The sequence below is a fragment of the Microbulbifer rhizosphaerae genome (assembly GCF_014191725.1).
Classification (GTDB): Bacteria; Pseudomonadota; Gammaproteobacteria; order Pseudomonadales; family Cellvibrionaceae; genus Microbulbifer; species Microbulbifer rhizosphaerae.
Genome location: NZ_JACHWZ010000004.1, coordinates 228,056 through 253,405, shown reverse-complemented (window position 1 = coordinate 253,405; position 25,350 = coordinate 228,056). Strand labels below are relative to the sequence as shown.

General features: G+C 61.7%; 23 protein-coding genes. 14 read left to right on the top strand and 9 right to left on the bottom strand.

Annotation, left to right across the window (positions count from 1 at the left end):
- Nucleotides 1-20 precede the first annotated feature (20 nt).
- Nucleotides 21-1,100, bottom strand: coding sequence for a 3-phosphoserine/phosphohydroxythreonine transaminase (serC, locus tag FHS09_RS05945; protein WP_183457730.1), 1,080 nt, complete (start codon nucleotides 1,098-1,100; stop codon nucleotides 21-23).
- Nucleotides 1,101-1,425: 325 nt separating this feature from the next.
- Nucleotides 1,426-3,978 carry a DNA gyrase subunit A gene (gyrA, locus tag FHS09_RS05940; protein ID WP_183457728.1) on the bottom strand — a complete coding sequence of 851 codons (2,553 nt, stop codon included), beginning with the start codon at nucleotides 3,976-3,978 and terminating at the stop codon, nucleotides 1,426-1,428.
- 407 nt (nucleotides 3,979-4,385) lie between these two features.
- On the opposite strand from gyrA, the gene FHS09_RS05935 reads away from it, so the two are divergent.
- The 5 genes from FHS09_RS05935 to murQ all read left to right on the top strand — a co-directional run bounded on the left by FHS09_RS05935 (nucleotide 4,386) and on the right by murQ (nucleotide 9,177).
- Nucleotides 4,386-5,699, top strand: coding sequence for a TRZ/ATZ family hydrolase (locus FHS09_RS05935; RefSeq protein WP_183457726.1), 1,314 nt, complete (start codon nucleotides 4,386-4,388; stop codon nucleotides 5,697-5,699).
- 93 nt (nucleotides 5,700-5,792) lie between these two features.
- Entirely contained in the window at nucleotides 5,793-6,494 is a 702-nt protein-coding gene (ubiG, locus tag FHS09_RS05930; RefSeq protein ID WP_183457724.1) for a bifunctional 2-polyprenyl-6-hydroxyphenol methylase/3-demethylubiquinol 3-O-methyltransferase UbiG, read from the top strand.
- A gap of 30 nt (nucleotides 6,495-6,524) precedes the next feature.
- Entirely contained in the window at nucleotides 6,525-7,232 is a 708-nt protein-coding gene (locus tag FHS09_RS05925) for an HAD family hydrolase (RefSeq protein ID WP_183457722.1), read from the top strand.
- Between the two features lie 48 nt (nucleotides 7,233-7,280).
- On the top strand, nucleotides 7,281-8,039 hold the full coding sequence (locus FHS09_RS05920) for a YciK family oxidoreductase (protein WP_183457720.1): 759 nt from the start codon (nucleotides 7,281-7,283) through the stop codon (nucleotides 8,037-8,039).
- Nucleotides 8,040-8,235: 196 nt separating this feature from the next.
- A complete protein-coding gene (gene murQ, locus FHS09_RS05915) occupies nucleotides 8,236-9,177 on the top strand; it encodes an N-acetylmuramic acid 6-phosphate etherase (RefSeq protein WP_183457718.1) in 942 nt (313 codons plus the stop codon).
- Between the two features lie 146 nt (nucleotides 9,178-9,323).
- On the opposite strand, the gene glcF is transcribed toward murQ, so the two are convergent.
- From glcF to FHS09_RS05895, 4 genes are all read right to left on the bottom strand, one after another.
- On the bottom strand, nucleotides 9,324-10,571 hold the full coding sequence (gene glcF / locus FHS09_RS05910) for a glycolate oxidase subunit GlcF (RefSeq protein ID WP_183457716.1): 1,248 nt from the start codon (nucleotides 10,569-10,571) through the stop codon (nucleotides 9,324-9,326).
- Nucleotides 10,562-11,650, bottom strand: coding sequence for a glycolate oxidase subunit GlcE (gene glcE, locus FHS09_RS05905; RefSeq protein ID WP_183457714.1), 1,089 nt, complete (start codon nucleotides 11,648-11,650; stop codon nucleotides 10,562-10,564). Before glcE ends, glcF begins: the two co-directional genes overlap by 10 nt.
- A gap of 50 nt (nucleotides 11,651-11,700) precedes the next feature.
- Complete coding sequence (locus FHS09_RS05900) at nucleotides 11,701-13,146, bottom strand: FAD-linked oxidase C-terminal domain-containing protein (RefSeq protein ID WP_221191812.1); 1,446 nt, start codon at nucleotides 13,144-13,146, stop codon at nucleotides 11,701-11,703.
- Nucleotides 13,147-13,339: 193 nt separating this feature from the next.
- Entirely contained in the window at nucleotides 13,340-13,681 is a 342-nt protein-coding gene (locus FHS09_RS05895) for a hypothetical protein (protein WP_183457712.1), read from the bottom strand.
- 317 nt (nucleotides 13,682-13,998) lie between these two features.
- Between FHS09_RS05895 and FHS09_RS05890 the strand changes: the two genes are divergently transcribed.
- The 7 genes from FHS09_RS05890 (at nucleotide 13,999) to FHS09_RS23195 (ending at nucleotide 20,303) form a co-directional block, all read left to right on the top strand.
- Nucleotides 13,999-14,418: a hypothetical protein gene (locus FHS09_RS05890; RefSeq protein WP_183457710.1), complete on the top strand. Its 420-nt coding sequence runs from the start codon at nucleotides 13,999-14,001 to the stop codon at nucleotides 14,416-14,418.
- An 81-nt stretch (nucleotides 14,419-14,499) separates the two neighbouring features.
- On the top strand, nucleotides 14,500-15,144 hold the full coding sequence (locus tag FHS09_RS05885; protein ID WP_183457708.1) for a YceI family protein: 645 nt from the start codon (nucleotides 14,500-14,502) through the stop codon (nucleotides 15,142-15,144).
- 169 nt (nucleotides 15,145-15,313) lie between these two features.
- The gene (locus FHS09_RS05880) at nucleotides 15,314-16,471 is read left to right on the top strand and encodes a sigma-70 family RNA polymerase sigma factor (protein ID WP_183457706.1); all 1,158 of its coding nucleotides are present in this window, start codon (nucleotides 15,314-15,316) and stop codon (nucleotides 16,469-16,471) included.
- A 92-nt stretch (nucleotides 16,472-16,563) separates the two neighbouring features.
- Nucleotides 16,564-17,115, top strand: a complete 552-nt coding sequence (locus FHS09_RS05875) for an acyloxyacyl hydrolase (protein WP_183457704.1) — start codon at nucleotides 16,564-16,566, stop codon at nucleotides 17,113-17,115.
- Nucleotides 17,116-17,320: 205 nt separating this feature from the next.
- On the top strand, nucleotides 17,321-18,274 hold the full coding sequence (locus FHS09_RS05870) for an ELM1/GtrOC1 family putative glycosyltransferase (RefSeq protein WP_183457702.1): 954 nt from the start codon (nucleotides 17,321-17,323) through the stop codon (nucleotides 18,272-18,274).
- A complete protein-coding gene (locus tag FHS09_RS05865) occupies nucleotides 18,271-19,293 on the top strand; it encodes a glycosyltransferase family 4 protein (protein WP_183457700.1) in 1,023 nt (340 codons plus the stop codon). Before FHS09_RS05870 ends, FHS09_RS05865 begins: the two co-directional genes overlap by 4 nt.
- Complete coding sequence (locus FHS09_RS23195) at nucleotides 19,275-20,303, top strand: ELM1/GtrOC1 family putative glycosyltransferase (protein ID WP_183457698.1); 1,029 nt, start codon at nucleotides 19,275-19,277, stop codon at nucleotides 20,301-20,303. The genes FHS09_RS05865 and FHS09_RS23195 overlap by 19 nt, the downstream gene beginning before the upstream one ends.
- Nucleotides 20,304-20,408: 105 nt before the next feature.
- Here the strand turns inward: FHS09_RS23195 and FHS09_RS05855 are convergent, their stop codons facing one another.
- Nucleotides 20,409-21,509: a glycosyltransferase family 4 protein gene (locus FHS09_RS05855; RefSeq protein WP_183457696.1), complete on the bottom strand. Its 1,101-nt coding sequence runs from the start codon at nucleotides 21,507-21,509 to the stop codon at nucleotides 20,409-20,411.
- A 201-nt stretch (nucleotides 21,510-21,710) separates the two neighbouring features.
- Here FHS09_RS05855 and FHS09_RS05850 point away from each other — a divergent pair, with 201 nt between their 5' ends.
- Entirely contained in the window at nucleotides 21,711-22,613 is a 903-nt protein-coding gene (locus FHS09_RS05850) for a TraB/GumN family protein (RefSeq protein ID WP_246394574.1), read from the top strand.
- A 65-nt stretch (nucleotides 22,614-22,678) separates the two neighbouring features.
- The gene (locus FHS09_RS05845; RefSeq protein WP_183457692.1) at nucleotides 22,679-23,956 is read left to right on the top strand and encodes an OprO/OprP family phosphate-selective porin; all 1,278 of its coding nucleotides are present in this window, start codon (nucleotides 22,679-22,681) and stop codon (nucleotides 23,954-23,956) included.
- Between the two features lie 325 nt (nucleotides 23,957-24,281).
- Here the strand turns inward: FHS09_RS05845 and FHS09_RS05840 are convergent, their stop codons facing one another.
- Together FHS09_RS05840 and FHS09_RS05835 are read right to left on the bottom strand one after the other, a co-directional pair.
- Nucleotides 24,282-24,680, bottom strand: coding sequence for a VOC family protein (locus tag FHS09_RS05840; protein WP_183457690.1), 399 nt, complete (start codon nucleotides 24,678-24,680; stop codon nucleotides 24,282-24,284).
- A complete protein-coding gene (locus FHS09_RS05835) occupies nucleotides 24,677-25,321 on the bottom strand; it encodes an RNA polymerase sigma factor (RefSeq protein ID WP_183457688.1) in 645 nt (214 codons plus the stop codon). The genes FHS09_RS05840 and FHS09_RS05835 overlap by 4 nt, the downstream gene beginning before the upstream one ends.
- Nucleotides 25,322-25,350: the final 29 nt, after the last annotated feature.

Sequence of the window (25,350 nt, the reverse complement as noted above, 5' to 3'; positions counted from 1 at the left end):
TGTCGCTCAACCCAACGGCATCAGCCCACGCGTTTCTCAAAATCGGCCATAAAATTCACCAGCGCCTCAACCGCCTCCACCGGCACCGCATTGTAGAGCGAAGCGCGCATGCCGCCCACTGATCGATGGCCCTTCAGGTTCAGCAGTCCGGCGGCTTCCGACTCCTGCAAAAACTGCTTGTCCAGCCGCTCGTCCGCCAACACAAAGGGTATATTCATTCGCGAGCGGCTGCCCTCGGCTACCGGGCTGGAATAGAAATCACTGCGGTCGACAAAGTCGTACAGCAGCGCAGACTTGCGCCAACTCAGCTCCGCCATGGCCGACACGCCCCCTTGCTCTTTCAGCCACTGGAACACCAGGCCGGAGAGGTACCAGGCAAAAGTCGGCGGCGTATTATCCATGGAATGGGCGTCCGCGGCGACTTTCCAGCTGAGGCTGCGGGGAATATCCGGCAGCGCCCGGTCCAGCAGATCGTCGCGCACTATGGCCACTGCAATACCGGAAGGGCCGATATTTTTTTGTGCACCGGCGAAAACCACCCCGAAATTCTCCACAGGAATCGGCTGTGACAGAATACTTGAGGACATGTCCGCAACCAGCGGGCAACTCACTTCCGGCACATAACCGAACTCCACCCCGCCGATGGTTTCGTTGGGGACGTAATGGAAATAGGCCGCGTCCTCGCTCTGCTGCCAGCTGTCCGCCGCCGGCGCATAGCTGAAATTGCGATCCTCGCTGGAGGCGACGATATTGACTTCGCCGTAACGCCCGGCCTCCTCCATCGCCTTCTTCGCCCACTGCCCCGAGTGGATAAAATCGATTTTCTTTTGCCCGGCGCCCAGCAGGTTCCAGGGCACGGCGCTGAACTGCGCAGTGGCACCACCCTGCAGAAACAGCACCTTATAATTGTCCGGGATGGCGAGCAGATCGCGCAGGTCCTGTTCCGCACGCGCGGCCACGGCCTCGAATTCCGGCGAACGGTGGCTCACCTCCATCACCGAGCAACCGCGCCCCTCCCAGTCCAGCAGTTCTTCCTGGGCCCTGAGCAGTACCGGTTCGGGCAGTGCGGCGGGGCCGGAGCAGAAATTGTATTTTCTCATTGCAAATACAGATCTCAATTTAACGAATTTCAAACAAGACATTGACCTGGATGCGAAGGCCCTGATGCCGGGGGCTGTTTGCGGGACTGTCTGCGAGAGGGACCTCGCGGACAAGCCATCCAGGGATGGATTCACGGGGGGGCGCCCAGCCCGTGTCCCGCAAACAGCCCCCGGTAGCAGGGCCGTCTATAAGCCCACTTACTGGCACTCAGCGCCGATGGGCACGCTCCGCTTTGCCCACCCTACAGAAATTGACAAACCTCTCGGGGCCGGGTCAAAAAAGGCCGCGTTGCAACGCAGCCTTTTTGTAAGTACTGGAAAAGAATTATTCTTCTCCCTCTTCGGCTTCCTCGCTCTCCTGGATACGGGCCAGCCCTACCAGGTGCTCCCCTTCCTTCAGGCGGATCACCCGCACACCCTGGGTGTTGCGGCTCAGCACAGAGACCTCGTCCACGCGGGTGCGCACCAGGGTGCCCTGATCGGAAATCAGCATGATCTCCTCGCCCGGGCGCACTTGGCAGGCGCCTACCAACTCGCCGTTGCGCTCGCTCTCCGCCATCGCAATCACGCCCTGGGTGCCGCGGCCCTTGGTGGGGAAATCCTCGATGGCAGTGCGCTTGCCGTAGCCGTTTTCGGTCACGGTCATCACCGCGCCGCCCTCTTCCGGGATCACCATGGCGATCACCTGCTTGCCCTCGGCCATGCGGATACCCCGCACACCGCGGGACACGCGGCCCATCGAGCGCACATTGCTCTCGGAGAAGCGCGCCGCCTTGCCGGCGCTGGTAAACAGCACAACATCGCGCTCGCCGTCGGTGATCGCAGTGGCCACCAGGCGATCGCTTTCCTCCAGCTCTATCGCGCGCAGGCCGACGCTGCGCGGGCGGGAGAAAGCGGTCAGCGGGGTTTTCTTCACCGTGCCGTTGGCAGTGGCGAAGAAAATAAAGTGGTTCTCGTCGTACTCAGACACCGGCAACATACTGCTGATGCGCTCGTCCGCTTCCAGCGGAAGCATATTGACCATCGGCCGACCGCGGGAAGCGCGGCCGGCGGTGGGCACTTCGTAAACCTTCAGCCAGTACACCTTTCCTTTATTGGAGAAACACAGAATGGTGTCGTGCGAATTGGCAATCAGCAGGTGCTCGACGAAATCCTCGTCCTTCACCTGAGTGGCGGACTTGCCCATGCCGCCGCGGCGCTGGGCCTGGTAATCCGCCAGCGGCTGGCTCTTGGCATAGCCGCCGTGGGAAATGGTCACCACCTTGTCTTCCGGGGTGATCAGGTCCTCCACGGTGAGATCCAGGCGGGAGGCGACGATGTCGGTGCGGCGCGCGTCGCCGAACTCTTTCTCCAGAGTCTCCAGCTCTTCACGGATCACCTGCATCAGGCGCTCGAAGCTGCCCAGGATATGCAGGTATCCGGCGATCTGCTCCAGGCGCTCGCTGTACTCGGCGAGCAGCTTGTCGTGCTCCATACCGGTCAGGCGGTGCAGGCGCAACTCCAGGATCGCCTGGGCCTGGGCTGGGGACAGATAGTAAGCGCCGTCACGAAGGCCGAACTCCGCGGGCAGGTCGTCCGGGCGGCAGGCGTCGGCGCCGGCGCGCTCCAGGAACTGTTGCACCTCGCCCACCGGCCAACCCTTGGCCAGCAACGCTTCGCGGGCATCCGTCGGTGTCGACGAAGCCTTGATCAACTCGATCACCGGGTCGATATTGGCGATGGCGATGGCCAAGCCCTCAAGGATATGCCCCCGCTCGCGGGCCTTGCGCAGCAGGTACACGGTGCGACGGGTCACCACCTCCTGGCGGTGGCGGACAAAATACTCAAGCAGCTGCTTGAGGTTCAGCACCTTGGGCTGGCCGTCCACCAGCGCCACCATATTGATACCGAACACATTCTCCAGTTGGGTCTGGGAGTAGAGATTGTTGAGTACCACATCCCCCAGCTCACCCCGCTTCAGCTCGATCACCACCCGCAGGCCGTCCTTGTCGGACTCGTCGCGCAACTCGGAGATACCCTCGATCTTCTTCTCCTTCACCAGCTCGGCGATGCGCTCGATCAGGCGCGCCTTGTTCAGTTGGTAGGGAATCTCGGTGATGATAATGGTCTCGCGATTGGTCTTGTCATCGCGAATCACGTCCGCCTTGGCGCGCACATAGATGCGCCCGCGGCCGGTGCGATAGGCCATCAGGATACCGGCGCGGCCGTTGATGGTGGCACCGGTGGGGAAGTCAGGCCCGGGGATATACTCCATCAGTTCGTCGATGGACAACTCCGGGTTGTCGATCAGCGCCAGGCAGCCGCGCACCACTTCGCTCATATTGTGCGGCGGTATATTGGTGGCCATGCCCACCGCGATGCCTGAGGAGCCATTCACCAGCAGGTTGGGCACCCGCGACGGCAACACTTCCGGCATCCGCTCGGAGCCGTCGTAGTTGTCGATAAAGTTGACGGTCTCCTTGTCCAGGTCCGACAGCAGCTCGTGGGCCAGCTTGTCCATGCGGATTTCGGTGTAACGCATGGCCGCCGGGCTGTCGCCGTCGATGGAACCGAAGTTGCCCTGGCCATCCACCAACATATAGCGCAGGGAGAAAGGCTGGGCCATACGCACGATGGTGTCGTACACCGCGGTATCCCCGTGGGGATGGTATTTACCGATGACGTCGCCCACGACGCGTGCGGATTTTTTGTACGGCTTGTTCCAGTCGTTCTTGAGTTCGCTCATGGCGAAGAGCACGCGCCGGTGCACCGGCTTCAGGCCGTCGCGCACATCCGGCAGCGCCCGGCCCACAATCACGCTCATCGCATAGTCTAGATAGGACTGCTTGAGTTCTTCTTCGATATTGATCGGAGAGATTTCTTTGGCTAATTCGCCCATGGTCTACGGCGTTCCTTTTTATAACGCGGGCCCTGTACCGGGGCCGGATAAGCGGGCGATTCTACCACAGTTTCGGGACTGGGGCTGGGCTGCGCGTATACAGCGCACAGTGCTGTGCGCTGCTCAGCGACCCGCCATGGATGGCGGGGCCGGGGCCAAATCAAAGGCAACGAGGTTACGCCAGGGATGGCAGGTTTTAGGCCAGCCGACAGCATAGGGACCCGGGAAAGAATAACGGAGTCAGATGCGAAGGCCCTGATGCCGGTGGCCGCTCGCGAAACATTTGCCGATGAGGCTGTTGAGCGAACGGCCGTCGGCAGCGGGACCGCCACTCCCCCAACTTACATGCACCGAGGGCCAAGACTGGTATCATCCGCCAATCGTCAACACTGCCTACTACAACCTACATGATCGACACACTGATACACGCCCGCTGGATTGTTCCCGTCATCCCCGAACAAAAAGTGTTCGAAAATTGCTCCCTGGCAATCGACGGGGGAAAGATTCTCGCCCTTCTGCCCTCGGCGGAGGCCTCTGAGCGCTACCGGGCGAAAGAAGAGATCCGCCTGGACCGCCATGCCCTGATCCCCGGACTGATCAATACCCACACCCACGCCGCCATGACCCTGCTGCGTGGCCTGGCGGACGACCGCCCGCTGATGGAGTGGCTGGAGCAGCATATCTGGCCCGCCGAACAGAAATGGGTGAACCCGGAATTCGCCGCCGACGGCAGCCGGCTGGCAATGGCGGAAATGCTCAGGAGTGGCACCACCACCTTCTCCGACCAGTACTTCTTCCCCGAAGCCACCGCCGCCGCGGCGCGGGAGGCGGGCATGCGTGCGCAGATCGCCTTTCCGGTGATCGACTTCCCCACCCCCTGGAGCCGCGACGGCGACGACGCCCTGGAAAAGGGCCTGGCCCTGCGCGATGACTACCGGGCCCACGAGCGCGTCGGCGTGGTCTTCGCGCCTCACGCCCCCTACACCGTGGGCGATACCACCCTGGAGAAGATCGCCATCTACGCCGCGGAGCTGCAGGTGCCGGTTCAGATGCACCTGCACGAAACCACCAGCGAAGTGGAACGCGCGCTGGCGGAAACCGGCGAGCGCCCCACCGAGCGGCTGCAGCGCCTGGGCCTGCTCGGGCCCCAGACTCTGTGCGTACATATGACAGCAGTGAACGAGCGGGACATCGAGCTGTTGCGGGAGAGCGGCGCCCACGTAGCCCACTGCCCCAAATCCAACCTCAAGCTCGCCTCCGGCTTCTGCCCGGTGGACCGGCTGCTCGCCGCCAGGGTGAATGTGGCCTTAGGGACCGACGGCGCCGCCAGCAACAACAGCCTGGATCTGTTCTCCGAAGCCGGCACCGCCGCCCTCCTGGCCAAGGCGACAAGTGGTGACGCCTCCGCCCTGCCCGCCCATCGGGCTCTGGCCATGGCCACCATCAATGGCGCGCGCGCCCTGGGTATCGAGGACACCGCCGGCAGCCTGGAAGTGGGCAAGAGCGCGGACCTGGCGGCGGTGGATCTCAGCGCCCTGGAGCAGCAGCCCCTGCACGACCCGGTATCGCAGTTGATCTATACCAACTGTGGACAACGGGTCACGGATGTCTGGGTGGCGGGCCGGCAGTTGCTGAAGGGCCGCCAGTTGCAGACCCTCAACGAAGTGGAGCTGGTCCAGCGGGCTCGGGAGTGGCGTGATAGAATTGCGGGCCTTGTTTGAAGGGGAACCCGGGACGAAGCCAGATGCGAAGGCGCAGCCGCCCGGGACTGTCATCCGAGTCACCAAAAGGCCGAACGAAGTAACGGAAAGTCCATGACCAACGTCGACCCCGCGGAAATCGCCAAATTCGAGCAACTCGCCAGCCGCTGGTGGGATCGCGAGGGCGAGTTCAAGCCGCTGCACGAGATCAACCCCCTGCGCGCCAACTATATCGACCAGCGCGCGCCGGTGGCCGGCCAAGAGCTGCTGGATGTGGGTTGCGGTGGCGGTATCCTGGCCGAGGCCATGGCCCAGCGCGGCGCCCGGGTGACCGGCATCGATATGGGCGAAGCGCCCCTCCAGGTAGCCAAGCTGCACGCCCTGGAGAGCGGCACACAGGTGGAATACCTGCGCATCCCCGCGGAAGAACTGGCGGCCGGGCAGCCCGAGAGCTTCGATATCGTCACCTGCCTGGAAATGCTCGAACACGTACCCGACCCCGCCTCGGTAATCCGCGCCTGCGCCGACCTGGTCAAACCCGGCGGCCACCTGTTCTTCTCCACAATCAGCCGCACCGCCAAAGGCTGGCTGTTCGCGGTGGTGGGCGCGGAATATGTACTGAAAATACTGCCCAAGGGCACTCACGAGTACGCCAAGTTTATCCGCCCGTCGGAAATGGGCGCCTGGCTCCGTGACGCGGGACTGGAAATCCGCGACATCACCGGCATGACCTACAATCCACTGACCCGCAGCTATAAGCTGAATCCCCGCAACGTGGACGTCAATTACCTGCTGCACGCGGTCAAACCTGCCTGAACGCAGCCAGAAGTACGATTTACACAGATTATGAAAGCAGTACTGTTTGATTTGGATGGCACCCTCTTCGATACCGCGCCGGACTTTATCCACGTCCTGAACCAGCTGCGCCAGCAGGAGCAGTTGCCGCCGCTGCCGGACGCCGCCATTCGCGCCGTGGTCTCCAACGGCGCCCGCGCCATGGTCGAACTGGGCTTCGGCATACAAGAGGGCGACGCCCAGTTCGAATCCCTGCGCAAGCGATTCCTCGACCTCTATCTGGGCCACCTCGCGGTGAAGACCCTGCCCTTCCCCGGCATAGAGCCCCTGCTCGGTCAACTGGCCGCGGCCAATATCGCCTGGGGCATAGTCACCAACAAACCGCTCGTCTACACGGCACCGCTGCTGCGCGCATTCCCTCACCTGCCCGCGGTAGGCGCGGTCATCTGCCCCGAACACGTGGTCAACCGCAAGCCGCACCCGGAGCCCATGTTGCTCGCCTGCGCACAGATCGGCTGCCACCCCGAAGAGGCCATCTACGTGGGCGACCACCCGCGGGATATCGACGCCGGCCGCGCCGCCGGCATGCCCACCATCGCCTGCAGCTACGGCTATATCGATGACGGCGACGATCCGGCCGGCTGGAACGCCGACCACCTGGTGGATTCCGCGGAAGAAATCTGGCCCCTGCTGCAGCAGCACTACATTGAAAAGATGGGAATCGGTACTCGGGACCGGGGACTCGGCGAAGCTCTGTAGGAGCGGCCGCTGACCGCGATCGGATACACCACAAACTCTGGAATTTGCATGTCTGAAGTTGTCCGCGACTATCGAGCCCCCAAAGACCTGCTCAAGGACAAAATCATCCTGGTCACCGGCGCCGGCGACGGAATCGGCAAGACGGCGGCAAAGACCTTCGCCGCCCACGGCGCCACGGTGATCCTGCTCGGGCGCACTACCCCTAAACTGGAAGCGGTCTACGACGAAATCGAGGCCGCCGGCGGCCCGCAGCCAGCGATCTTTCCCATGGACCTGAACGAGGCGCGCATCGAAAACTTCGAGCACTTCGCCGAGGCAGTAGATCAGGAATTCGGCCGCCTGGACGGCCTGCTGCACAACGCCGGCCTGCTCGGCCAGCGCACCCCCATCGCCAGCTACAACTTCGCCACCTGGCAACAGGTGATGCAGGTCAACGTCAACGCCGCCTTCGGCCTCAGCAAAACTCTGCTGCCACTGTTGGAGAATTCCAAAGCGGGCTCCATCATCTTTACCAGCTCCGGCGTCGGCCTCAAAGGCCGCGCCTACTGGGGCGCCTACTCGGTATCCAAATTCGCCACCGAAGGCCTGATGCAGGTGCTGGCGGACGAACTGGACGGTGTCTCCAGCATCCGCGTCAACAGCATCAACCCCGGCGCCACCCGCACCAATATGCGCGCCGCTGCCTACCCGGCGGAAAATCCACAGACGGTGGCCACACCGGAAGAAATAATGCCCACCTACCTGTACCTGATGGGAGAAGACAGCCTCGGCGTCAGCGGCAAGCAGTTCAACGCCCAGACCAAATAGCGCAGCCGTTTCACCGGGCACAATGTAAGGCCCTGCCGCCTGTGGCCATCCGGGAAATATTTACCGATCAGGTTTTTCCCGGACGGCCACAGGCGGCAGGGTCGATCGGTGCCGCTGGGCTTCACCGCCACTGGTAACCGCGCCCGGGGGACCCTATTCTGAAAGCTGGATATCCACGACAAGGGGGGATAAATCCGTGGACCCCGAACTGATCCGCGAACTCGGCGGCCTCACCAGCGAAGCGCGCAACCCCGACACCCTGGACATAGACCTGCTGCCGACACTGGAAGTCCTGCAAAAGATCAATCGGGCCGACCGGGAGGTGCCGCGGGCGGTGGGCCAAGTGCTGCCGCAAATCGGCGCGGCGGTGGACGCGATTGCCGAAGCATTCAAAGCGGGCGGCCGGCTGATCTATATGGGCGCCGGCACCAGTGGTCGCCTGGGCATTCTGGACGCCGTGGAGTGCCCGCCGACCTATGGGGTCGGCGAAGATATGGTGGTGGGATTGATCGCAGGCGGCGAGGCCGCCTTCCTGCGTGCCCAGGAGGGAGCCGAGGACGACCCGGAACTGGGCCGCAGGGACCTGCAGGATATCAACCTGAATGCCCGCGACCTGGTGGTGGGCATCGCCGCCAGTGGCCGCACCCCCTATGTGATCGGCGGCCTGCGCTACGCGCGCGAACTCGGATGCACCACGGTAGCGCTATCCTGCAACCCCACCGCCGCCATTGCCGATGAGGCGGATATCGCCATACTGCCCGACGTAGGCCCGGAAGTCCTCACCGGCTCCACCCGCATGAAATCCGGCACCGCGCAAAAACTGGTACTGAATATGCTGACCACCGCCAGCATGATTCGCTTGGGCAAGAGTTTTTTCAACTTGATGGTGGACGTCAAGGCCACCAACGCCAAGCTGGTCGGGCGCACGCGGCGCATTGTGATGGAGGCCACCGGCGTGTCGTTCGAGGAAGCGGACCGGGTACTCAGCCAGTGCGGCCACAATGCCAAGCTGGCGATCATGATGATTCTGAGCGGCCTGGACAGAGAAGCCGCGGAACGCGCACTAAAAGAGGCGGACGGATTTCTGCGTCTGGCGCTGCAGCGGGTGGAGAACAACAAACAGGGAAAGACGAAATAAATTCCCCTTCACTTCACGATCACGACGTAATCGAACAGCACCACCTGTAGGAGTGGCCGCTGGCCGCGATCGGCTTCACTTCGTAGTGTTGGCCGATCGCGGCCAGCGGCCGCTCCTACAAAACACAGTCAATTTATACTCTTGTGCTAATCGTTTGGCAGTGCCTCCGCCACCAGCTCCAACCAATGGCGCACCGGCGTCTCCGTACCTCCCTGCAAATGCAGCAGACAGCCGATATTCGCGGTGAGAATGGTCTGCGGCTCGCTCGCCTGCAGATTGGCCAACTTCCTGCGACGCAGCGCCTGCGAGAATTTCCGCTGCAATATCGAATAGGTGCCGGCGGAACCGCAGCACAAATGCGCGTCATTGATCTGCGGTAGATCCAGACCAAATCCCGCCAGTAGTCGCTCCACCCGGCCGTTCAAACCCAGGCCGTGTTGCAGAGTGCAGGGGCAGTGGAAAGCAAAACTGCCGATCAGGGCATCGGCGGGCAAGCGCAGGGATTTCTCTTGCAGCAATTCCTCCAGCAGCTCCACCGGATCACGCATCAGCTGATTCAGCGCCTGCGCCCGCGCCGCGTAGTGCGGATCATCGGCCAGCAACAACGGATAGTCATGCAACTGGGCGCCGCAACCTGTCGCAGTGGAAACTATGGCGCGCACTTCGCGGTTCTGCACAAGTTTCCACCAGCAGTCGATATTCCTTCGCGCCAGGTCCCGCGCCTCCTCCTCAGCACTGGTGTGCTGACTGACCGCGCCACAGCAGCCGGCGGCGGCCGGTTGCAATAAGGGCACACCGAAGAAGCCCAGAATACGCGCAAAAGCAGTGTCAATTTCCGGGCGCAGCGACGGCTGCACGCAGCCGGGCAGTAGAATCACCGCCGCGGTCCGGGCACCCACCGGTTTGCCCGGCAGCGGCCGGGCGCCCTTGCGTGATGGGAAATACACCCGGCGCAGGGAAGCCGGCATCAGCGGTGAAACGAAACGCCCCACGGCGAGCAGGCCGCCAAACAGCCGCGGCGACAACATCAGCTTGCGCAGTGCGACGCGCAGGCCGCGCTGGAAAACGTTGCGCGGTGCCAGACGCTCACTGGTGGCCCGGCCTATGGCCACCAGCTTGTGGTATTCCACCCCGGAAGGACAGGTGGTCTCACAGCTGCGGCAGGTCACGCAGCGGTCCAGGTGGGTGCGGGTCAGCTCTCCAGCGCTACCGGTTTCCAGCATTTCCTTGATCAGGTAGATACGCCCGCGGGGGCTGTCCAGTTCGTTGCCGGCGAGCAGATAGGTGGGGCAGGTGGCGGTGCAGAAGCCGCAGTGCACGCAGGCGTTCAGCACCTGCTCGGCGCGCTGCGCATCGCTCTCTTCCAGCAGTCCGTCGAGCAGTTTTACCTGCATGCCTGCCCTCCACCGAAATACGTATTAAAGAGTTCGCGGTTAAACAGCCCCCGGGGATCGAAAGCATCTTTGATCCGCCGCGGCCAGTCCCCAGCACCGTTGGCTACCGGAAGCGTGGGGCCGCGCAGTACACGCACAAACCCGCCCCGCTTCGCCGCCGCACGCTGCAGGGCCACGCCATCGCCGTTGGGCACCCAGATACGCGCGCCTTCCCAGTCGATCAGGGTCTCCTCAAGGGGAATATCCAACTCTGCGAAATGCGGCAGGACAACACAGGCGAGTTGCGGGGCGCTAAAGAATTCGTGGCGCAGGTTCCGCAACGCGCGCCAGTCGAAGGCGCTCGGCTCACCGCCCAGCTTTTGCAGCGCCGCTTTCAGGGCCGACTTGCGCCCGCTGAGGCGCAGGTGCAGCTTTCCCTCCATCAAGCCGCCGGCGTCCACCGAGCCACTCGTGCCCACAAAACAGCTGGCGCGCAGCAGCGGGCGCAGCGCGCGCAGTTTTTCCCACCAGTCCGGCAATTGCGCGGCGCTTACAGTAAAGCTGCGGTTCTCCGTGCACTCCGGTTGCGGCAGCAGGCGCAGGGATACATCGAGCAATACACCCAGGGTGCCGAGAGCGCCCACCTGCAGTCTTGAAAGATCATAGCCGGCGACATTCTTCATCACTTGGCCTCCAAAACTGACCAACTGGCCGCGGCCGTTCAACATGCGGCAGCCGAGCACAGTGTCGCGCAGGGACATGCCGGCGGGGCGCGCCGGGCCGTCCCAGCCACAGGCGATGGCACCGCCTATGGTGCTGTGCTCGGCGGGTTGCGGAATATCTGCGGCAAAGCGCTGCCCCTCAGCGGCGAGCAGCGTTTCCAGTTCGGCGATGGGCGTGCCCGCACGCACGCGCAACATCAGTTCGTCCGGCTGGTAGTCAATCACGCCGCGGTGCGCGGCTGCGCTGAGCGGATTGTCCCCCGGTGCCAGATTGAAATGAGCACGGCTGCCTCCGCCGCGGATTGCGACCGGCATGTCCCCGGCCAGCGCCTGTTCCAGCGCGGCCTGCAATTCCTGGGTGCGATCCTGTTCAGCCACGGAGCATCTCTATGAATTCCCACCCTACAGTTTCCTGTACACAGTTCGGCTCAATCATGTTTTTTTCTCAACACACGGTACTCGCGGCAGTGCGCCAGCGAGGGAATCAACTTGTCCGGGTTCAGCAACCCGTGCGGATCCAGGGCATTTTTTACTGCCAGGAACTGCTCTATTTCCGCATCCCCAAACTGAATCGCCATCTGGTTGAATTTCTCCGTACCCACTCCGTGCTCGCCGGTAATGGTGCCGCCCACCTGGATACAATACTCCAGAATATCCGCAGCCAGCGCCTCGACCCGTTCCAGCGCGTCCGGCTCGCGACCGTCGAACATGATGATCGGATGCAGGTTGCCGTCGCCGGCATGAAACACATTGGCCACCCGCAAACGGTACCCCTCGGCGAACTCGGCAATGGCCTGCAGCACGTCGCCGATGCGGTGGCGCGGTACAGTGCCGTCTATGCAGTAATAGTCCGGCACCAGGCGGCCGATGGCCGGGAAGGCGCTCTTGCGCCCCTTCCACCATCGCTGGCGCTGGTCTTCGTCCTGCGCCCGCTGCACTCGGGTGGCTTGGAATTTGCGCAGCACCGCTTCCACCAGCGCCGCTTCCGCATCCACCTCCAGGGGATCGCCGTCCAGGTCGATCAGTAGAATGGCCGCGGCATCCAGGTCATAGCCGGCCTGGCAGAACGCCTCGGTGGCGGAGATCACCAGGGCGTCCATCATCTCCAGCGCCGCCGGCACCACGCCGGCGCGCACTATGGCCGACACGGCGTCAGCGGCGGCACCAATGCTGGCGAAATCCGCCATCAGGGTGCGCGTCTCGGCGGGTACCCGGGTGAGTTTCACTGTGATTTCGCTAACGATTCCCAGGCAGCCCTCGGAGCCGTGCACCAGTGCCAGCAGGTCGTAGCCCGGCTGCGCCAGGCATTCGCCGCCAAAGGTGAGTATCTCCCCGTCCCAGGTCACCAGGCGCAGGCCGACCACATTGTGCACGGTGACGCCGTACTTCAGGCAGTGCACGCCGCCGGCGTTCTCCGCCACATTGCCGCCAATGGAACAGGCGATTTGCGACGAGGGGTCCGGCGCATAGAAGAGCCCGTGCCGGACCGCGACCTGGGAGATCTGCAAATTGGGCACTCCCGGTTGTAGCCGGGCGGTCAGTGAGTGGGTGTTGATCGCGAGGATACGGTCCATCGGCGCCGTGACCAGCAGAATACCCCGCCCGTGGGGCTTGGCTCCGGCGGAAAGACCGGTGCCGGCGCCGCGGGATACCAGCGGCACCCGGTGCTCGCCACACAGGCGCGCCACGGTGACGATTTCCTCTTCCGACTCCGCCAGCGCCACCGCCAGCGGGCGCTCGCAGTAAACCGGCAGCGCATCGCTCTCGAAAGGCGCCAACTGCTCGCGCTCGGTCAGCAGCCGCTCGCGGGGCAGCAGTTGGCGCAGCTTGTGCAGCAACTGGCTGCTGTTGTTATTCACGTCGTAATTTTCCAATCACTGCTTTCTTCGCCGACATTGTAGAAGAAGTGGACTCCGGATAGGACAGGTAGGGTCTCCTCCGTACCGGACAGATGCGCAGATGCGGTGGGCGGCCGTTCAATACTCAGGAGAGGCAGGGGTGGGGGGTGGGGGGTGGAACAGAAAAAATACCCGGGGGCTGCCCGGGTATTTTTTAATCTCTGGAAAATTACTCTTCCGCGTGATCGATCTCGTCTTCCGGCATTTCGTCCATGGCCTCCTCGGCCATTTCCTCCGCTTCGCTGGCAGCGGCTTCCATGGCGTCTTCGGCATCCTCCTCCATCAATTCGGGCGCGTCGGCGAATATGTCGTCCTCCGCCTCTGCCGTATCATTGGTGGCAATGACGTCTGTTTCTTCGGCCGCTTCCGTTTCGGCCACGTCGGCCTCTTCCATCGCGGCATCCATCTCTTTTACGATTTCATTCTCGGCGGTGGCGGGCTCCATATTCTGGTAGTAAAAATAGCCCCCGACGGCGGCGATGACGATTGCGGGAATAATGAGTTTCTTCATTTTCCAACCCCTGATAGTTCGAATTTATGGTTTTAGACGGAACCTATTGTTCCACGCCGGTCAGGCCAAAAATGTGATTTTCAGCACGTTTCCGTTTGTCTGGTCACTACCTGTGAGGCAGAATCCGCCTCTAGTGTGCAGCTGTGGACGATTGGGGGGCACCCTGGGCGGGCCGCTAAGCAGCCATCTGCGGCGTTGCATTTGCTTGACATAGATGACTATGCCGGCGCAAATGTGCCTTGCATCTGGCCGCTTAGCGGCCCGCTGATATACACAATTAGTACCTTACAGCACACTCGACTAGCGAAACTGTCATTATGAGAAGTCTTCTATTTATTGCCTGGCTTTTACTTGCCGGTACTGCCGGTGCCGACTCCCTCGCCGATCAAATGCAGCGCTGCGCCGGGATGCAAAACGACAGCGAGCGACTGGCCTGCTACGACGCGCTGGGCAGCGGCCTGGAGCAACGGGCGGAACAAAGCTTCGGCCGCGAGCAGCAGCAGATCGCCGAGGAGGCACCGGATTCCATCAACGCCACGATCGCTGAAATCCGGGACGCCGCCTATGGAAAACTGCAGATCACCCTGACCAACGGCCAGGTCTGGCGGCAGAACGACAGCACCCGGGTGAACTGGAAAAGCGGCGATATCGTAATCGTCGAGCGGGCACTGTTCGGCTCCTTCTTTATGAAGCAGGCCGATGGCGGGCGCAGTATGCGGGTAAAGCGCGTGAAATAGAAAAGTCAGGAATGAAATTCCGTTGCCGCGGAAAATATTTTCTCCGATGATGGCGCGCACCCAGGGAAAAAGGATTCCGCCATGTATCACCAACGGCTGTCGCTGCTCACTTTCCTGCTGTGCTTTATTTCTACCGCGGCCGGTGCCGCAACCGATAGCTACCGGATAGATTCCGCCGCCTCCGACATCCACTGGCGCGTATATCGCGCCGGGGTCCTCTCCGGGCTGGGACACAATCACGTGATCTCCGCCAGTGGCGTCAGCGGCAGTGTCCAACTGGAGACGCCACCGCAGGAGTCCAGCTTCGAGCTCAACATACCGGTAGCGGCGCTGGTGGTGGACAGCCCGGCGCTACGCAGCCACTACGGCGAGGACTTCTCCGCACAGCCCTCGGCCAAGGCAGTCGCCGGTACCCGCGCCAATATGCTGGGCGATAAGCTGTTGAAAGGCGACCAGTTTCCCCAGGTGCAACTCAGCGGCAGCGCCGTGGTCAGCAGTGGCCAACAGGTCAATATTCCGGTAACCATCCGGATATTGGGCCGCAGCATTGCCGTGCGCCTGCCCGCCACAGTGGAGTTCGACGGACGACAGCTGCGCGCGCGGGGCCAGTTTGCCCTGAGCCACCGACAGCTGGAGCTGCAGCCCTTCCGCGCCGCCCTGGGCGCGCTGCGGGTGGCCGAGAACATCGACTTCAGCTACGACATCCGCGCCAACCGTACCGACTGACCACTCCCCCAATCCCACGCACCAGCAAAACCTCCCAGTCACTCTTATCCAGGCGCAGAATTCTACATTCATCTATATTCAAGAGAACCGGACCACGAATTAGGCGCCAAACGGCCGCCAAAACGGAGGTCCGCGAGTCAGTCGCACAGCCAACAGAAGGTCTACGCACTTGTCCCGAGAAAACTTTTACTCAAGGGATGAAGAATGGCTGAAGGACACAGATGAACAGTTCCCCCGGAACAACCTTCCGGAGGAACCCACCGGCCCCGATGTTCCCCCGGATACCGAGCCACTCGATCCGGCGGAGTTATCCGCCGCCGAGGAGTCCGTCTCCGAGAGCAGCAGCACGCCGATGCAGACCTATCTCAAGCATCTGTACCGGCTGGAACTGCTGACTCCGGAAGAGGAACACACCACCACCTGCCTGCTGCGTGAACTGGAAGACAAGCTGATCGCCCTGCTGCAGAAGCGCGGCATCGAGCTGGTACAGCTTCGCAGCGAAGGAGTGGAGCAGCGCGGCAGCACCGGCGCCTATGATCACGGCCTGATCATCGCCCGGGCCGAGGATCTGCTCGCCGAGCGCAAGCTGCCCCAACGTGATCGCAGCTCCATGCAGAGCCTGCTGCGACGTTTCCAGGAGCAGCGCAAAAAACTGATCCAGTGCAACCTGCGTCTGGTGATCGCCATCGCCAAGCGCTTCCGCAACCCCTCAGTGCCCTTTATCGATCTGATCCAGGAGGGCAACGTGGGATTGATGAAGGCGATCGAGCGCTTCAAGCCACAGATGGGCTACCGCTTTTCCACTTACGCCTACTGGTGGATACAGCAGGAGATCCAGCTGGCCCTGCGCCGCAACGACGATCTGGTGCGCCAGCCCGCCAATGTGCAGGATGACCTGCGCGCCATCTACCGCGCCATCGGCCAAGTGCGTGCGGAGGGCCTGCCCGCCTCGGACGAAAACCTGGCGAAGTACACCGGCCTGGACCTGGAACGGGTACAGAGCCTGCTCAAACTGCCCGGCCCCACAGGTTCCCTCGACGAACCGGTGACCGACGACCAGAACAGCACCCGCCTGGACTACGCGCCGGCGGACGAACTCTTCAATACCGATGAACTGGTCACCAACCAGGAACTGGCCCAGCGCCTGCGCGAAGCCGTCGCGCGGCTGCCGGCGCGCCAGCGCACCGTACTCAACCTGCGCTACGGGCTCGTCTCCGACCGGGACTGTTCTTTCAGGGTTATCGGCGAGCAACTGGGCCTCAGCCAGGAGCGTGCGCGCCAACTGCACTCGGATGCGCTGCGCCAACTGAAGCGGCAGTGGCGGTGAGAAGTGCTTGGCAGTCGGTGAGTGAAATAGGTCTTGCCAATGGCCGATATCCCGCTAGGCTTATTGGTTGTCGATTTAAATAGTGATAAGTCATGGTTCGATTGCCGGCCGCCGCGCTGTTGTGCGTCTTTTTAATCTCCTCTCCCGCCCATGCAGAACAGGAACTGGTTGTCAGTGCCGGCAAGGGCATGGACGACGAAGCAATGATCCAGCGGCACTCCATTGCCAGCGCGGAAATGATCGGTATCAATTATTCCCGCCGCTTCGCGGAATATGTAATCGGCGATAACAATTGGCAATGGTGGTTCCAAGGCAGCTACTCGCGCCTGTGGAAAGAGCACCGCGGAGAGACCCAGCACCAGAATATCCTGGAGCTGAAACCGGTACTGCGCTGGTACCCGAAAGCGGCCCCCCAGGGCTTTTTTGCCGAGGCCGGTGTGGGTGCCGCCTACCTGTCCAATCAAAGTTTCGGCACAATCGACCTCAGTACCAAATGGAATTTCGCCCTGCACTTTGCCGGCGGCTACCGGCTGCCCGGCGGCGATGTACTGTCGCTTCGTTACAGCCATTTTTCTAACGGCTACACCAATAGGCCCAATCCGGGTTTCGATTTTGCGTCGATCAACTGGCATTTCGACTATTGATACCGGCACTCGGCTCTCCCCTGTAGGAGCGGCCGCTGGCCTCGATCGGACTGCGCTACAGGGAGAGATCGATCGCGGCCAACGGCCGCTCCTACAAGGCATAATTAATTCCGGCCCCGGCCCCCGTCTCCACACAGTCATATTTCAATCAAACTCCTGTAACAAGGCCCGCACAAAATACCTCGCATAACCGAGCGGGGTGACCATGAACTTGACAATATGGACGTTGTGCGACGGCAATCGCGGCCATGAAAAGCAGGTGGACGGCCTGCTGCAGGGCCTCGCCAGCCTGCAATCCATTCGTAGCTACGGAATCGACTGCCGCTATTCCGCGACGGAAAAATGGCACGAGTGGCTGCACAATCGCTTTGTCCGCGGGAATCACCTTCCAGAACCGGACCTGATTGTCGGTACCGGGCACAAAACACACCTGCCCCTGCTCAGCGCCCGCAACCGCCACGGCGGCCGCGCCGTGGTACTCATGCGCCCCACCCTGCCCGCCAACTGGTTCGACTATGCCATAGTTCCACAGCACGACCGCCCGCCCCTGGTCGGCAATGTGATCGCCAGCCGCGGAGTACTGGCGCCGGGAAGTGTGAAAACGGGAAACGTGAAAAAAAGCACGGAAGAAAAACCCTGTGGCCTGATTCTTCTGGGCGGGGAAAATCGCTATTTCACCTGGGACAGCGCGCACATAGTGCAGCAACTGAATCATATCTGCGACGCGCGTCCGGACCTGTGCTGGCTTGTAGCGGACAGCCGCCGAACCCCCATTGACACCCGGAAAATGCTGGCGACGCTGGCGGATCGATGCCGTTTCGTGCACTGGCGCGATACCGGCAGTGACTGGCTGCCGCGGACCATCGCCGCCGCACGGGAGATCTGGGTCAGCCCGGACAGCGCCTCCATGCTGTTTGAGGCACTCAACAGCCATGCTGCGGTCGGCGTACTGAACTTATCTCCGCGCGGGCGTTGCAACAAACTGCTGCGAGGTATCCGTCAACTGAGCGAACGCGGCGAAATCACCCCCTATCCCCTGTGGCAATTGCGCGGCTTTCCCAGCCAGCGACGCGCACCACTCAATGAGCATCTGCGCTGTGCCCAGCAGTTGCTGGAGCGCATGGCCGAGGAAACCAGCACTGGGTTGGCAACCGTATGATCCAGAGTATTTGTCATCTTATCGCCAGCCGTGAACACGGCGGAATGGAAAAACACGTGGCGGACCTGTCCCGCTGGCAGGCGCACAACACCGGCGCCCGGGTATCGGTGATCGCCCATCCGCGTTACCGGGCCACCCTGGACGAGTCGGTGGATCCACTGAACACCGACCGCAGCCGCCACCACCCGACACTGATCTGGCGCCTGGCCAACCAGATCCGCGCCGGCGAATACCAGATCGCCCACGGCCACGGCAGCAAGTCCGCGCAATTGCTCGTGGGGGTACAAAAATACACCGATGCTCGGCAGGTAATCACCCGGCACAACGTCCGCCACCCCCGGGATAAGCTGGCCAGTGCCTTCAGCGCACGCATTGCGGTCAGCCATACCGCGGTAGCCAACTCGCGCCTGTCCTGGAACATTATCCCCAACGGCGTCGACACCGCCGTCCGGCCTGCAACGCCGGTAGAGTTCCCCGTGGCCGCGGGTTCCACGCTGCTTGTGGCCGCGCGCCTGGTCAAACTCAAGGGAGTAGATCTGTTGCTGCAAGCCATGCCGGAGCTTCCGGATACTCAGCTGATCATATTGGGAGAAGGTCCGGAAAAGGAAAACCTGCAAAAACTCAGCGACAGCCTGCTGTTGGGCGGCCGGGTGAACTTTATCGGCTACTCCGACCAGGTAAGCGCCTTTATGCGCGCGGCGGACCTGCTGGTAATGCCCTCGCGCAACGAGGGCGCCCCATACACCTTGATCGAGGCACTGCTGAACCACTGCCCGGTGGTAGCCAGCCGCGTCGGCAACGCCGGGGAATACATTCCCAACCAGTATCTACTGGACGATCGGGAACCGGCTCACCTGGCGCAAAAGCTGCACACCGCACTGCAGGATAAGCAGCGCCTGCAGCGGGACTTCGCCCCGGTCTTCGCCCGCGCCGGCAGGGAGCTGACCCTGGACAATATGGCCAGGGCCACTTGGCAGGTGTATGCGCAGCTGGTTTCCCAGTGCGCATCCTCATTCTGAGCGACGGCATCCCCGGCCATGTCAACCAGGCCCGGGGGCTGGCGGACTGGCTACGCCATTCCGGCCGATCCGTTTCCGTCCATGAAGCCGACTGCCGGCTGCGCTTCAAATGGCTGCGCCGCCCCCTGGCCTTCTCGTGCAACAGGCTGGAGCGATTTCCAACCCCCGCTCGGTGGATTCTGCGCTGCTACCGGATACAGCTGCCCACACAGCCGGCGGATCTGATCGTTTCCGCCGGTGGCAATACCAGCTTCGCCAACAGCGTCCTGGCCCGGTATTGGCAATGTCACAATATTTTTATCGGATCACTACGGCACCTGTCCTGTAAAAATTTTTCCGCACTGCTGACTTTGGAAGCAGTCGCGGGATCACCGCCGAACAACCTTGTGATGGATTTTGCCCCGGCCCGCGTCGGCAACGGAAGAATAGAGCCCAACCGCTGGGCACTACTGCTCGGCGGCGATGGCAGCGGCTACCGTTACCGGCGGCAGGACTGGACCACGCTATTGCGCTGGGCCCGGGAGTGCGCGGAAGAAAATGATATCCGCTGGATTGTCGCCGGCTCGCGGCGCAGTCCCGGCTACCTGCGCCAACTGTGCGACCGACATCTACCGGAATCTTTCGTCGCCGCCAGCTGTTGGCCCGGAGACAGTTCGCCATCACTGGCGGACACCATTCCCAGCGCCGAACGAATTTTCTGCACCGAGGACAGCATGACGATGCTGAGCGAATCGATAAACCTGGCGCGGCCGCTGACCAGTCTGCGTCCGCAGTCGGTAAGTATGCCGGATCGCTACCGGTGGGCACTGGAGAAATTCGAGGATATGGGATTGATCGAGAGGGTGGCTATTGGCGAGTTGAACGCCGGTTATCGGAGTGGGAAGAACAGCGGAGTACAGGAAGAAATAATCAGTGCTGCGCACCGGCGGTTAATCAATCAGTTGTGGGAATTGATCCACCCGCAGGCGGTAAAAATGGTGCGCGCGACGCCCCCTACTCCAACCCGGTAGGGGGCGCAGTGCGTACCGTTCGAAGCCTGGTTGGACTCTCGTGAGGAACTCTCTGCGCCCGGCTCTGGCCCTGCGCCTGAAAGTATGAAGGTTCCAAACAGATTCTTAGCCGGCGCAGAGCTCTTCGTAGACTTCCAGCGTCTGCGCCGTCATCTCTTCGAGACTGAAACCGGTAAAATCGATCGACTGCGGCCGGTCGAGAATCTGCAGACTCGCCTGTACCAGCGTATCCAGATCGCCCCGCTCCACCAATCCCTGGGGAAAACAGCTGCGCAGCACTTCCGCCGGGCCGCCGTCGTTGTAGGACACCACTGGGCAGTTCATCGCCAGTGCCTCGGTAACCGTGCGCCCGAAGGGTTCCGGATGTTCGGAGAGGTTATAGGTGATCTGTGAACTGGCATAGAGTTCGCGCATATCGCGGCGCTGGCCCAGGAACAACACCTTGTCGCTGAGCCCGAGATCCAGGGCCAGTTGCTCCAGTTCCCGCGCGTACTTCTCTTTGCCCGTGTCCGCGGCACCCACCACCAGGCCGAACACGTCATCCCGCTGGCGGGAGACGGCGGCGAGCATCTGCAGGAAGGTGCGCTGACCTTTCCAGGGAGTCAGGCGGGCGGGCATCAGCAGCCAGTTCTTACCCTCCAGTTGCGGGTAGTCATTGAGCAGACGCAGCTGCCACTGGCCGGAGATGGGCGCACTGCGATCAAACTCCCGGGTATTCACCCCGCGGTGAATCACCCGCGGAGGAGTACGCAGCTTCTTGCCGTAGTGTTGCTGCAAATAATCCGCCACGCACTGGGATACGGCAATCACCCGCTCGCCGGAGGCCATGATCGCGCTATAGAAGTTGGCCGAGTAGAGACCGTGGGCAGTAGTCACCAGCCGCGGGCGCCGCTCTTCCGGCATGCCCCGCCAGGCGAGCCAGGCAATCCACGCCGGCATACGTGAGCGAGCGTGCAATACATCCGGTTGCAGCTCCTCCAACAGGCGCCGCAGGCGACCTACCAGGCGCAGCGACCAGAGCGACTTTTTGTGTACCGGCATGTCGATATGCCGACAGCCCCGCAGGGTCAGGCGCGGCACCAGTTCGCCGCCGTTGGAGATCACAATGGATTCATGCCCCAACCGAACCAGTTCGTGGGCAAAATCCAGGGAGCCTCGCTCGACCCCGCCCCCGTTCAATTCGGGCAATATTTGTACGATTTTCATAGACCCTTGTGCACTGCGATGGCCATTCAACCATCGTATTGTGATGGATCGGCGATCGTTTGCCGAGCCGCAATACCCATTTTTGAAAACCAGTTCCACCTGCAGATACCGCAAAGGCTTCTCCGCCGCGGCACCTGCGCAACTGCGTCGGCCAGGCGTCGTGCTAAGATGCCAATCAACAACGACAAAGGGAGATGCCAAATGACAAATTCGCGACAGTTCCGTTGCTTGCCGCAACTGTTTCTCAGCTTTTTCCTGCTGTTCGCGACCAGCCTGGCCAGTGCGGCAAACGACCGGGGTGTTTTCTGGCAGGCGGAGAAGAACGGCCACCGGGTCTACCTGCTGGGCTCGGTGCACCTGGCCACCGCAGACTTCTATCCCCTGCGCAAGCAGATCGAACAGGCCTATGCGGACAGTGCCGCGCTGGTGGTGGAGGCGGATGTACTGGCCGCGGAGAGCGACGCCGCACTGCAGCAGCAGATCATGCAGGAGTCCCTCTACCCCACAGGTCGGAGCCTCCGCGATGATTTGTCCCCCGATGTCTACCGCAAACTCCAGGACTGGCTGCGCAGCCGCCAGCTGCCGGAGCCGTTGTTTGTCCGCCAGCGCCCCGCCATCGCCATGATTACCCTGAGCATGGTGGAAATGCAGTCCCAGGGGCTGGACCCCAGCCTTGGAATCGACCGCCACTTTCTCCAGCAGGCCAAACGGGACAAAAAAACCATCGTGGAACTGGAAGGCGTTCTGCAGCAGCTGCAATTGCTCAACAGCCTGGAGAACCCGGATCTGTTGCTGCGTCAGACCCTGGAACAGCTGGAAGAGATAGAGACCTTTGTGCCCAGAATGACCGGCGCCTGGAAAAAGGGCGATACAGAACAGCTCTACCAGTTGGTGATCGGCGAGGGACTCGCCGAAAACCCGGAATTCCAGCCACTATACGAGACGCTGTTTTTCCAACGCAATCGCGCCATGGCCGATAAAATCGTCCGCACCAGTGAAAACCACGATTCCCTGTTTGTGATTGTCGGTGCTGGCCATTTGGTGGGAAAAGAAAGCGTGGTCGAGTTGTTGCAGAAAAAGGGTTTCAAATTGCAGCGGCTTTGACAACTGCTACACTCGAAAGGCGCCAATACCGGATATAACTGCACAAGGCACACAGGGAGGTGTCGATGAACAAGCTGGCTAAAATCAGTGCCTTGGCTGGTTTAATTTTGTGCAATCCGGCAGTTGCCGACAAGGCGGAAACCAAGGGCGGCCTCAAAATCACCTCCGACGACGGCAATTTTTCCGCGGCACTGGGTGGGCGCATCCATTTCGACACCTACCTGTTCGACGAGGATATCGAGGACCCGATCAGCACCACGGAGTTCCGCCGCGCGCGCATCATCCTATCCGGCGAGGCATACAACTGGAAATACAAACTGGAGCAGGATTTTGCCGCCGGCAGTACCCTCTCCGGGTTTCGCGACGTTTATATCGCCACCGGTCTCGCCGGCGGTACCCTCACCATCGGCCAGTTCAAGCCCTACCGCTCCATGGAGGAACTGACCAGCGCCAATGAAATCACCATGATGGAACGGCCCTTCACCAGCGCCACCGGGATTTACCGGGGCCGTCAGTTCCAGCAGGGGGTCGGCTGGCATACCCACGTCAATTGCTACACCTTCGGCATCATGGCAATCAACCTGCGGGACGCCGGCACCCCTCGCAACGAAGGCCTGGGCGCCGCCAGTCGCTTTACCTGGACACCTGTCAACGACGACGTGAGCACCCTGCACTTCGGCATATCCCTCAGCCACGAAGATGCCAACCGAAATACGGAGCCCCTGGAAGCCGAGGTGATCTACGCCGGTCGGCGCGGCCCGCGCCAGCTGATAGCCCTCACCCCCGGCGGCGACAACTTCTTTTTCGGAGAATTCGGCGACGACGAGTTCTTTATCGATGACGGCGGCGGCACGGTAAATTCCGCCGGCCTGGAACTGGCGGGAACCTACGGCCCCCTCTACGGGCAGGCCGAGTACGTCTATGCGGATTACGACGGGGACTACTTTCTGTCGGAATTAACCTTCGTGGATTTTTTTGGCGACCCCGCCCCCTTTGCCTGCGATCCGGTTATCGGCTGCTTTATCGACGATCAGCGTGTGGACGCCTGGTATGTTATGGGGAGTTGGATAATCACCGGGGAACACAAGCCCTACAATGCCGGCAAAGCCGTATTCAAATCCCCCAAGCCACAAGGGAAATACGGTGCCTGGGAACTCACCGCCCGTTACGACACCATCAGAAACAGGGATATCCACGACCTGAAGGCGAAAAGCTTGATTTTCGGCCTCAACTACTACGTCAACCCCCGGGTGCGCTTTATGCTGAATGTCACTTTTGGCGATGACGACTTTACCGGGGACAAAACCAATCAGCTGGCGATACGGGCGCAGATGTATTGGTAATACGCTTCATCAGGGAATCGAAAACGACAGCCTGCCCAGAGTTTCCCACAAACTTATCGGGCGTTGCCGGAAAATAACGCAACACAACCGGTTACTTCAAACTACAGGCCAGTAATGGAAAAATGGTGGCTGGCAATAAGGCTGTCCAGATTGTACTGAGGCCGGAGCTGCAAAAGAACCTTGCCAACCCTATCCAATTCTTCTTCTGAGGTTACCAATTGAACGTTCATAATCTCGTTTTCAATTACGTTGTTATCGGTGATTCCTCACCCCAGAGGTGAAATGGCTCCGCCGCAAACGACGGGGTGCCGGGGGGCATTCTCCGCTATGCCGGAGCCTCCAGTAAGCGCGGCACAGCCTCGTCCTGGTACAAGGAAAGGATATAGCCATCGGGATCGAGGAATTCAGAGGACCAGCCGCCGGGGGCATGGCTCACGGGCGTAACAATGGTGGCCCCTGCCTCCGACAGGCCCGCCACCACGTCGTCGATACCGCCTTCAGCGAGATCGAAGACGATCATCGGCGAGTTGCCCGCGCGTACTTCCCCCAGAAAGAACAGCAGGTCGGTATTGCCCGGAATGCAGGCCAGCAGCCAGGGATTGCCCTCGCCGTCGTCCGGCATCCGTTGCACATCCAGGCCAATAGTATCGCGATAAAAAGCCTCGGTGCGGTCGATATCGGAAACGTAGTAGAGGATATTTCCGACGCGGGGGTTCTTGATCATGTAGGGATCTCCTTGTGGTTACAGTGGTTACCACGATAAGTTGCCGCGCGGGGTGTTTTTGTGAGGTCGCTTTCGGAAATCAGGAACAGGTGCCCATCCGGGTCGTGGGCGCCCAGCCGGCCGCCGTGCCGCTCCAGGGAGTGCCGCAAGGCGCGGCGGAGACTGCCGTAGGCCAGTGGTCGCCACAGGCCGGAAAAGTCCGAGGGCCGGGCACCACCGGCCTGGACCAGTTTACGCCGCAGGGCCGCAATGCGCTGCCGCAGGGTTGCATCGGACAACCCCAAAAGATAGGAGATTTCACCACGGGTGTGGCCGGAGAGCACCAGCCTGGCTACGATCCTGAGCGCGGGCGGAAACCGGCTCCAGTCGATGCGGTCCGGTATGGACAGCGCTACTGCCCGCCCGGTCCGCTCCGCATAGGTGCTCTCCCGCGCTCGGCGCCGGGCCGCGCCGCGTGCGACTTCCGTCGCGCGATTGCGCAGCACCCCCACCAACCAGGCCATATTCGCCGGCTGCGCCATATCCGTGCGCCCGGCGGCAACCGCCTTCGCCAGTGCATCCTGCAGCAGGTCCTCCGCTTCCTCCCGGCGTCGGCTATAGCGCCTGGCGACGCCGCGCAGCCTCACCAGCGCCAAAGCCATATCACTGCTTCCCCTGTCCACCGGATTCT

Excerpts from the sequence above, each read along its gene's own strand:
- FHS09_RS05925 (WP_183457722.1), top strand. The coding sequence starts at position 6,525 with ATGAAAGCAGTACTGTTTGATTTGGATGGCACCCTCTTCGATACCGCG.
- FHS09_RS05885 (WP_183457708.1), top strand. The coding sequence starts at position 14,500 with ATGTATCACCAACGGCTGTCGCTGCTCACTTTCCTGCTGTGCTTTATT.
- FHS09_RS05870 (WP_183457702.1), top strand. The coding sequence starts at position 17,321 with ATGAACTTGACAATATGGACGTTGTGCGACGGCAATCGCGGCCATGAA.
- FHS09_RS05865 (WP_183457700.1), top strand. The coding sequence starts at position 18,271 with ATGATCCAGAGTATTTGTCATCTTATCGCCAGCCGTGAACACGGCGGA.
- FHS09_RS05920 (WP_183457720.1), top strand. The coding sequence starts at position 7,281 with ATGTCTGAAGTTGTCCGCGACTATCGAGCCCCCAAAGACCTGCTCAAG.
- FHS09_RS05895 (WP_183457712.1), bottom strand. The coding sequence starts at position 13,681 with ATGAAGAAACTCATTATTCCCGCAATCGTCATCGCCGCCGTCGGGGGC.
- serC (WP_183457730.1), bottom strand. The coding sequence starts at position 1,100 with ATGAGAAAATACAATTTCTGCTCCGGCCCCGCCGCACTGCCCGAACCG.
- FHS09_RS05850 (WP_246394574.1), top strand. The coding sequence starts at position 21,711 with ATGACAAATTCGCGACAGTTCCGTTGCTTGCCGCAACTGTTTCTCAGC.
- glcF (WP_183457716.1), bottom strand. The coding sequence starts at position 10,571 with ATGCAGGTAAAACTGCTCGACGGACTGCTGGAAGAGAGCGATGCGCAG.
- FHS09_RS05935 (WP_183457726.1), top strand. The coding sequence starts at position 4,386 with ATGATCGACACACTGATACACGCCCGCTGGATTGTTCCCGTCATCCCC.
- gyrA (WP_183457728.1), bottom strand. The coding sequence starts at position 3,978 with ATGGGCGAATTAGCCAAAGAAATCTCTCCGATCAATATCGAAGAAGAA.
- ubiG (WP_183457724.1), top strand. The coding sequence starts at position 5,793 with ATGACCAACGTCGACCCCGCGGAAATCGCCAAATTCGAGCAACTCGCC.
- FHS09_RS05875 (WP_183457704.1), top strand. The coding sequence starts at position 16,564 with ATGGTTCGATTGCCGGCCGCCGCGCTGTTGTGCGTCTTTTTAATCTCC.
- FHS09_RS05855 (WP_183457696.1), bottom strand. The coding sequence starts at position 21,509 with ATGAAAATCGTACAAATATTGCCCGAATTGAACGGGGGCGGGGTCGAG.
- FHS09_RS05840 (WP_183457690.1), bottom strand. The coding sequence starts at position 24,680 with ATGATCAAGAACCCCCGCGTCGGAAATATCCTCTACTACGTTTCCGAT.
- FHS09_RS05835 (WP_183457688.1), bottom strand. The coding sequence starts at position 25,321 with ATGGCTTTGGCGCTGGTGAGGCTGCGCGGCGTCGCCAGGCGCTATAGC.
- FHS09_RS05890 (WP_183457710.1), top strand. The coding sequence starts at position 13,999 with ATGAGAAGTCTTCTATTTATTGCCTGGCTTTTACTTGCCGGTACTGCC.
- FHS09_RS05845 (WP_183457692.1), top strand. The coding sequence starts at position 22,679 with ATGAACAAGCTGGCTAAAATCAGTGCCTTGGCTGGTTTAATTTTGTGC.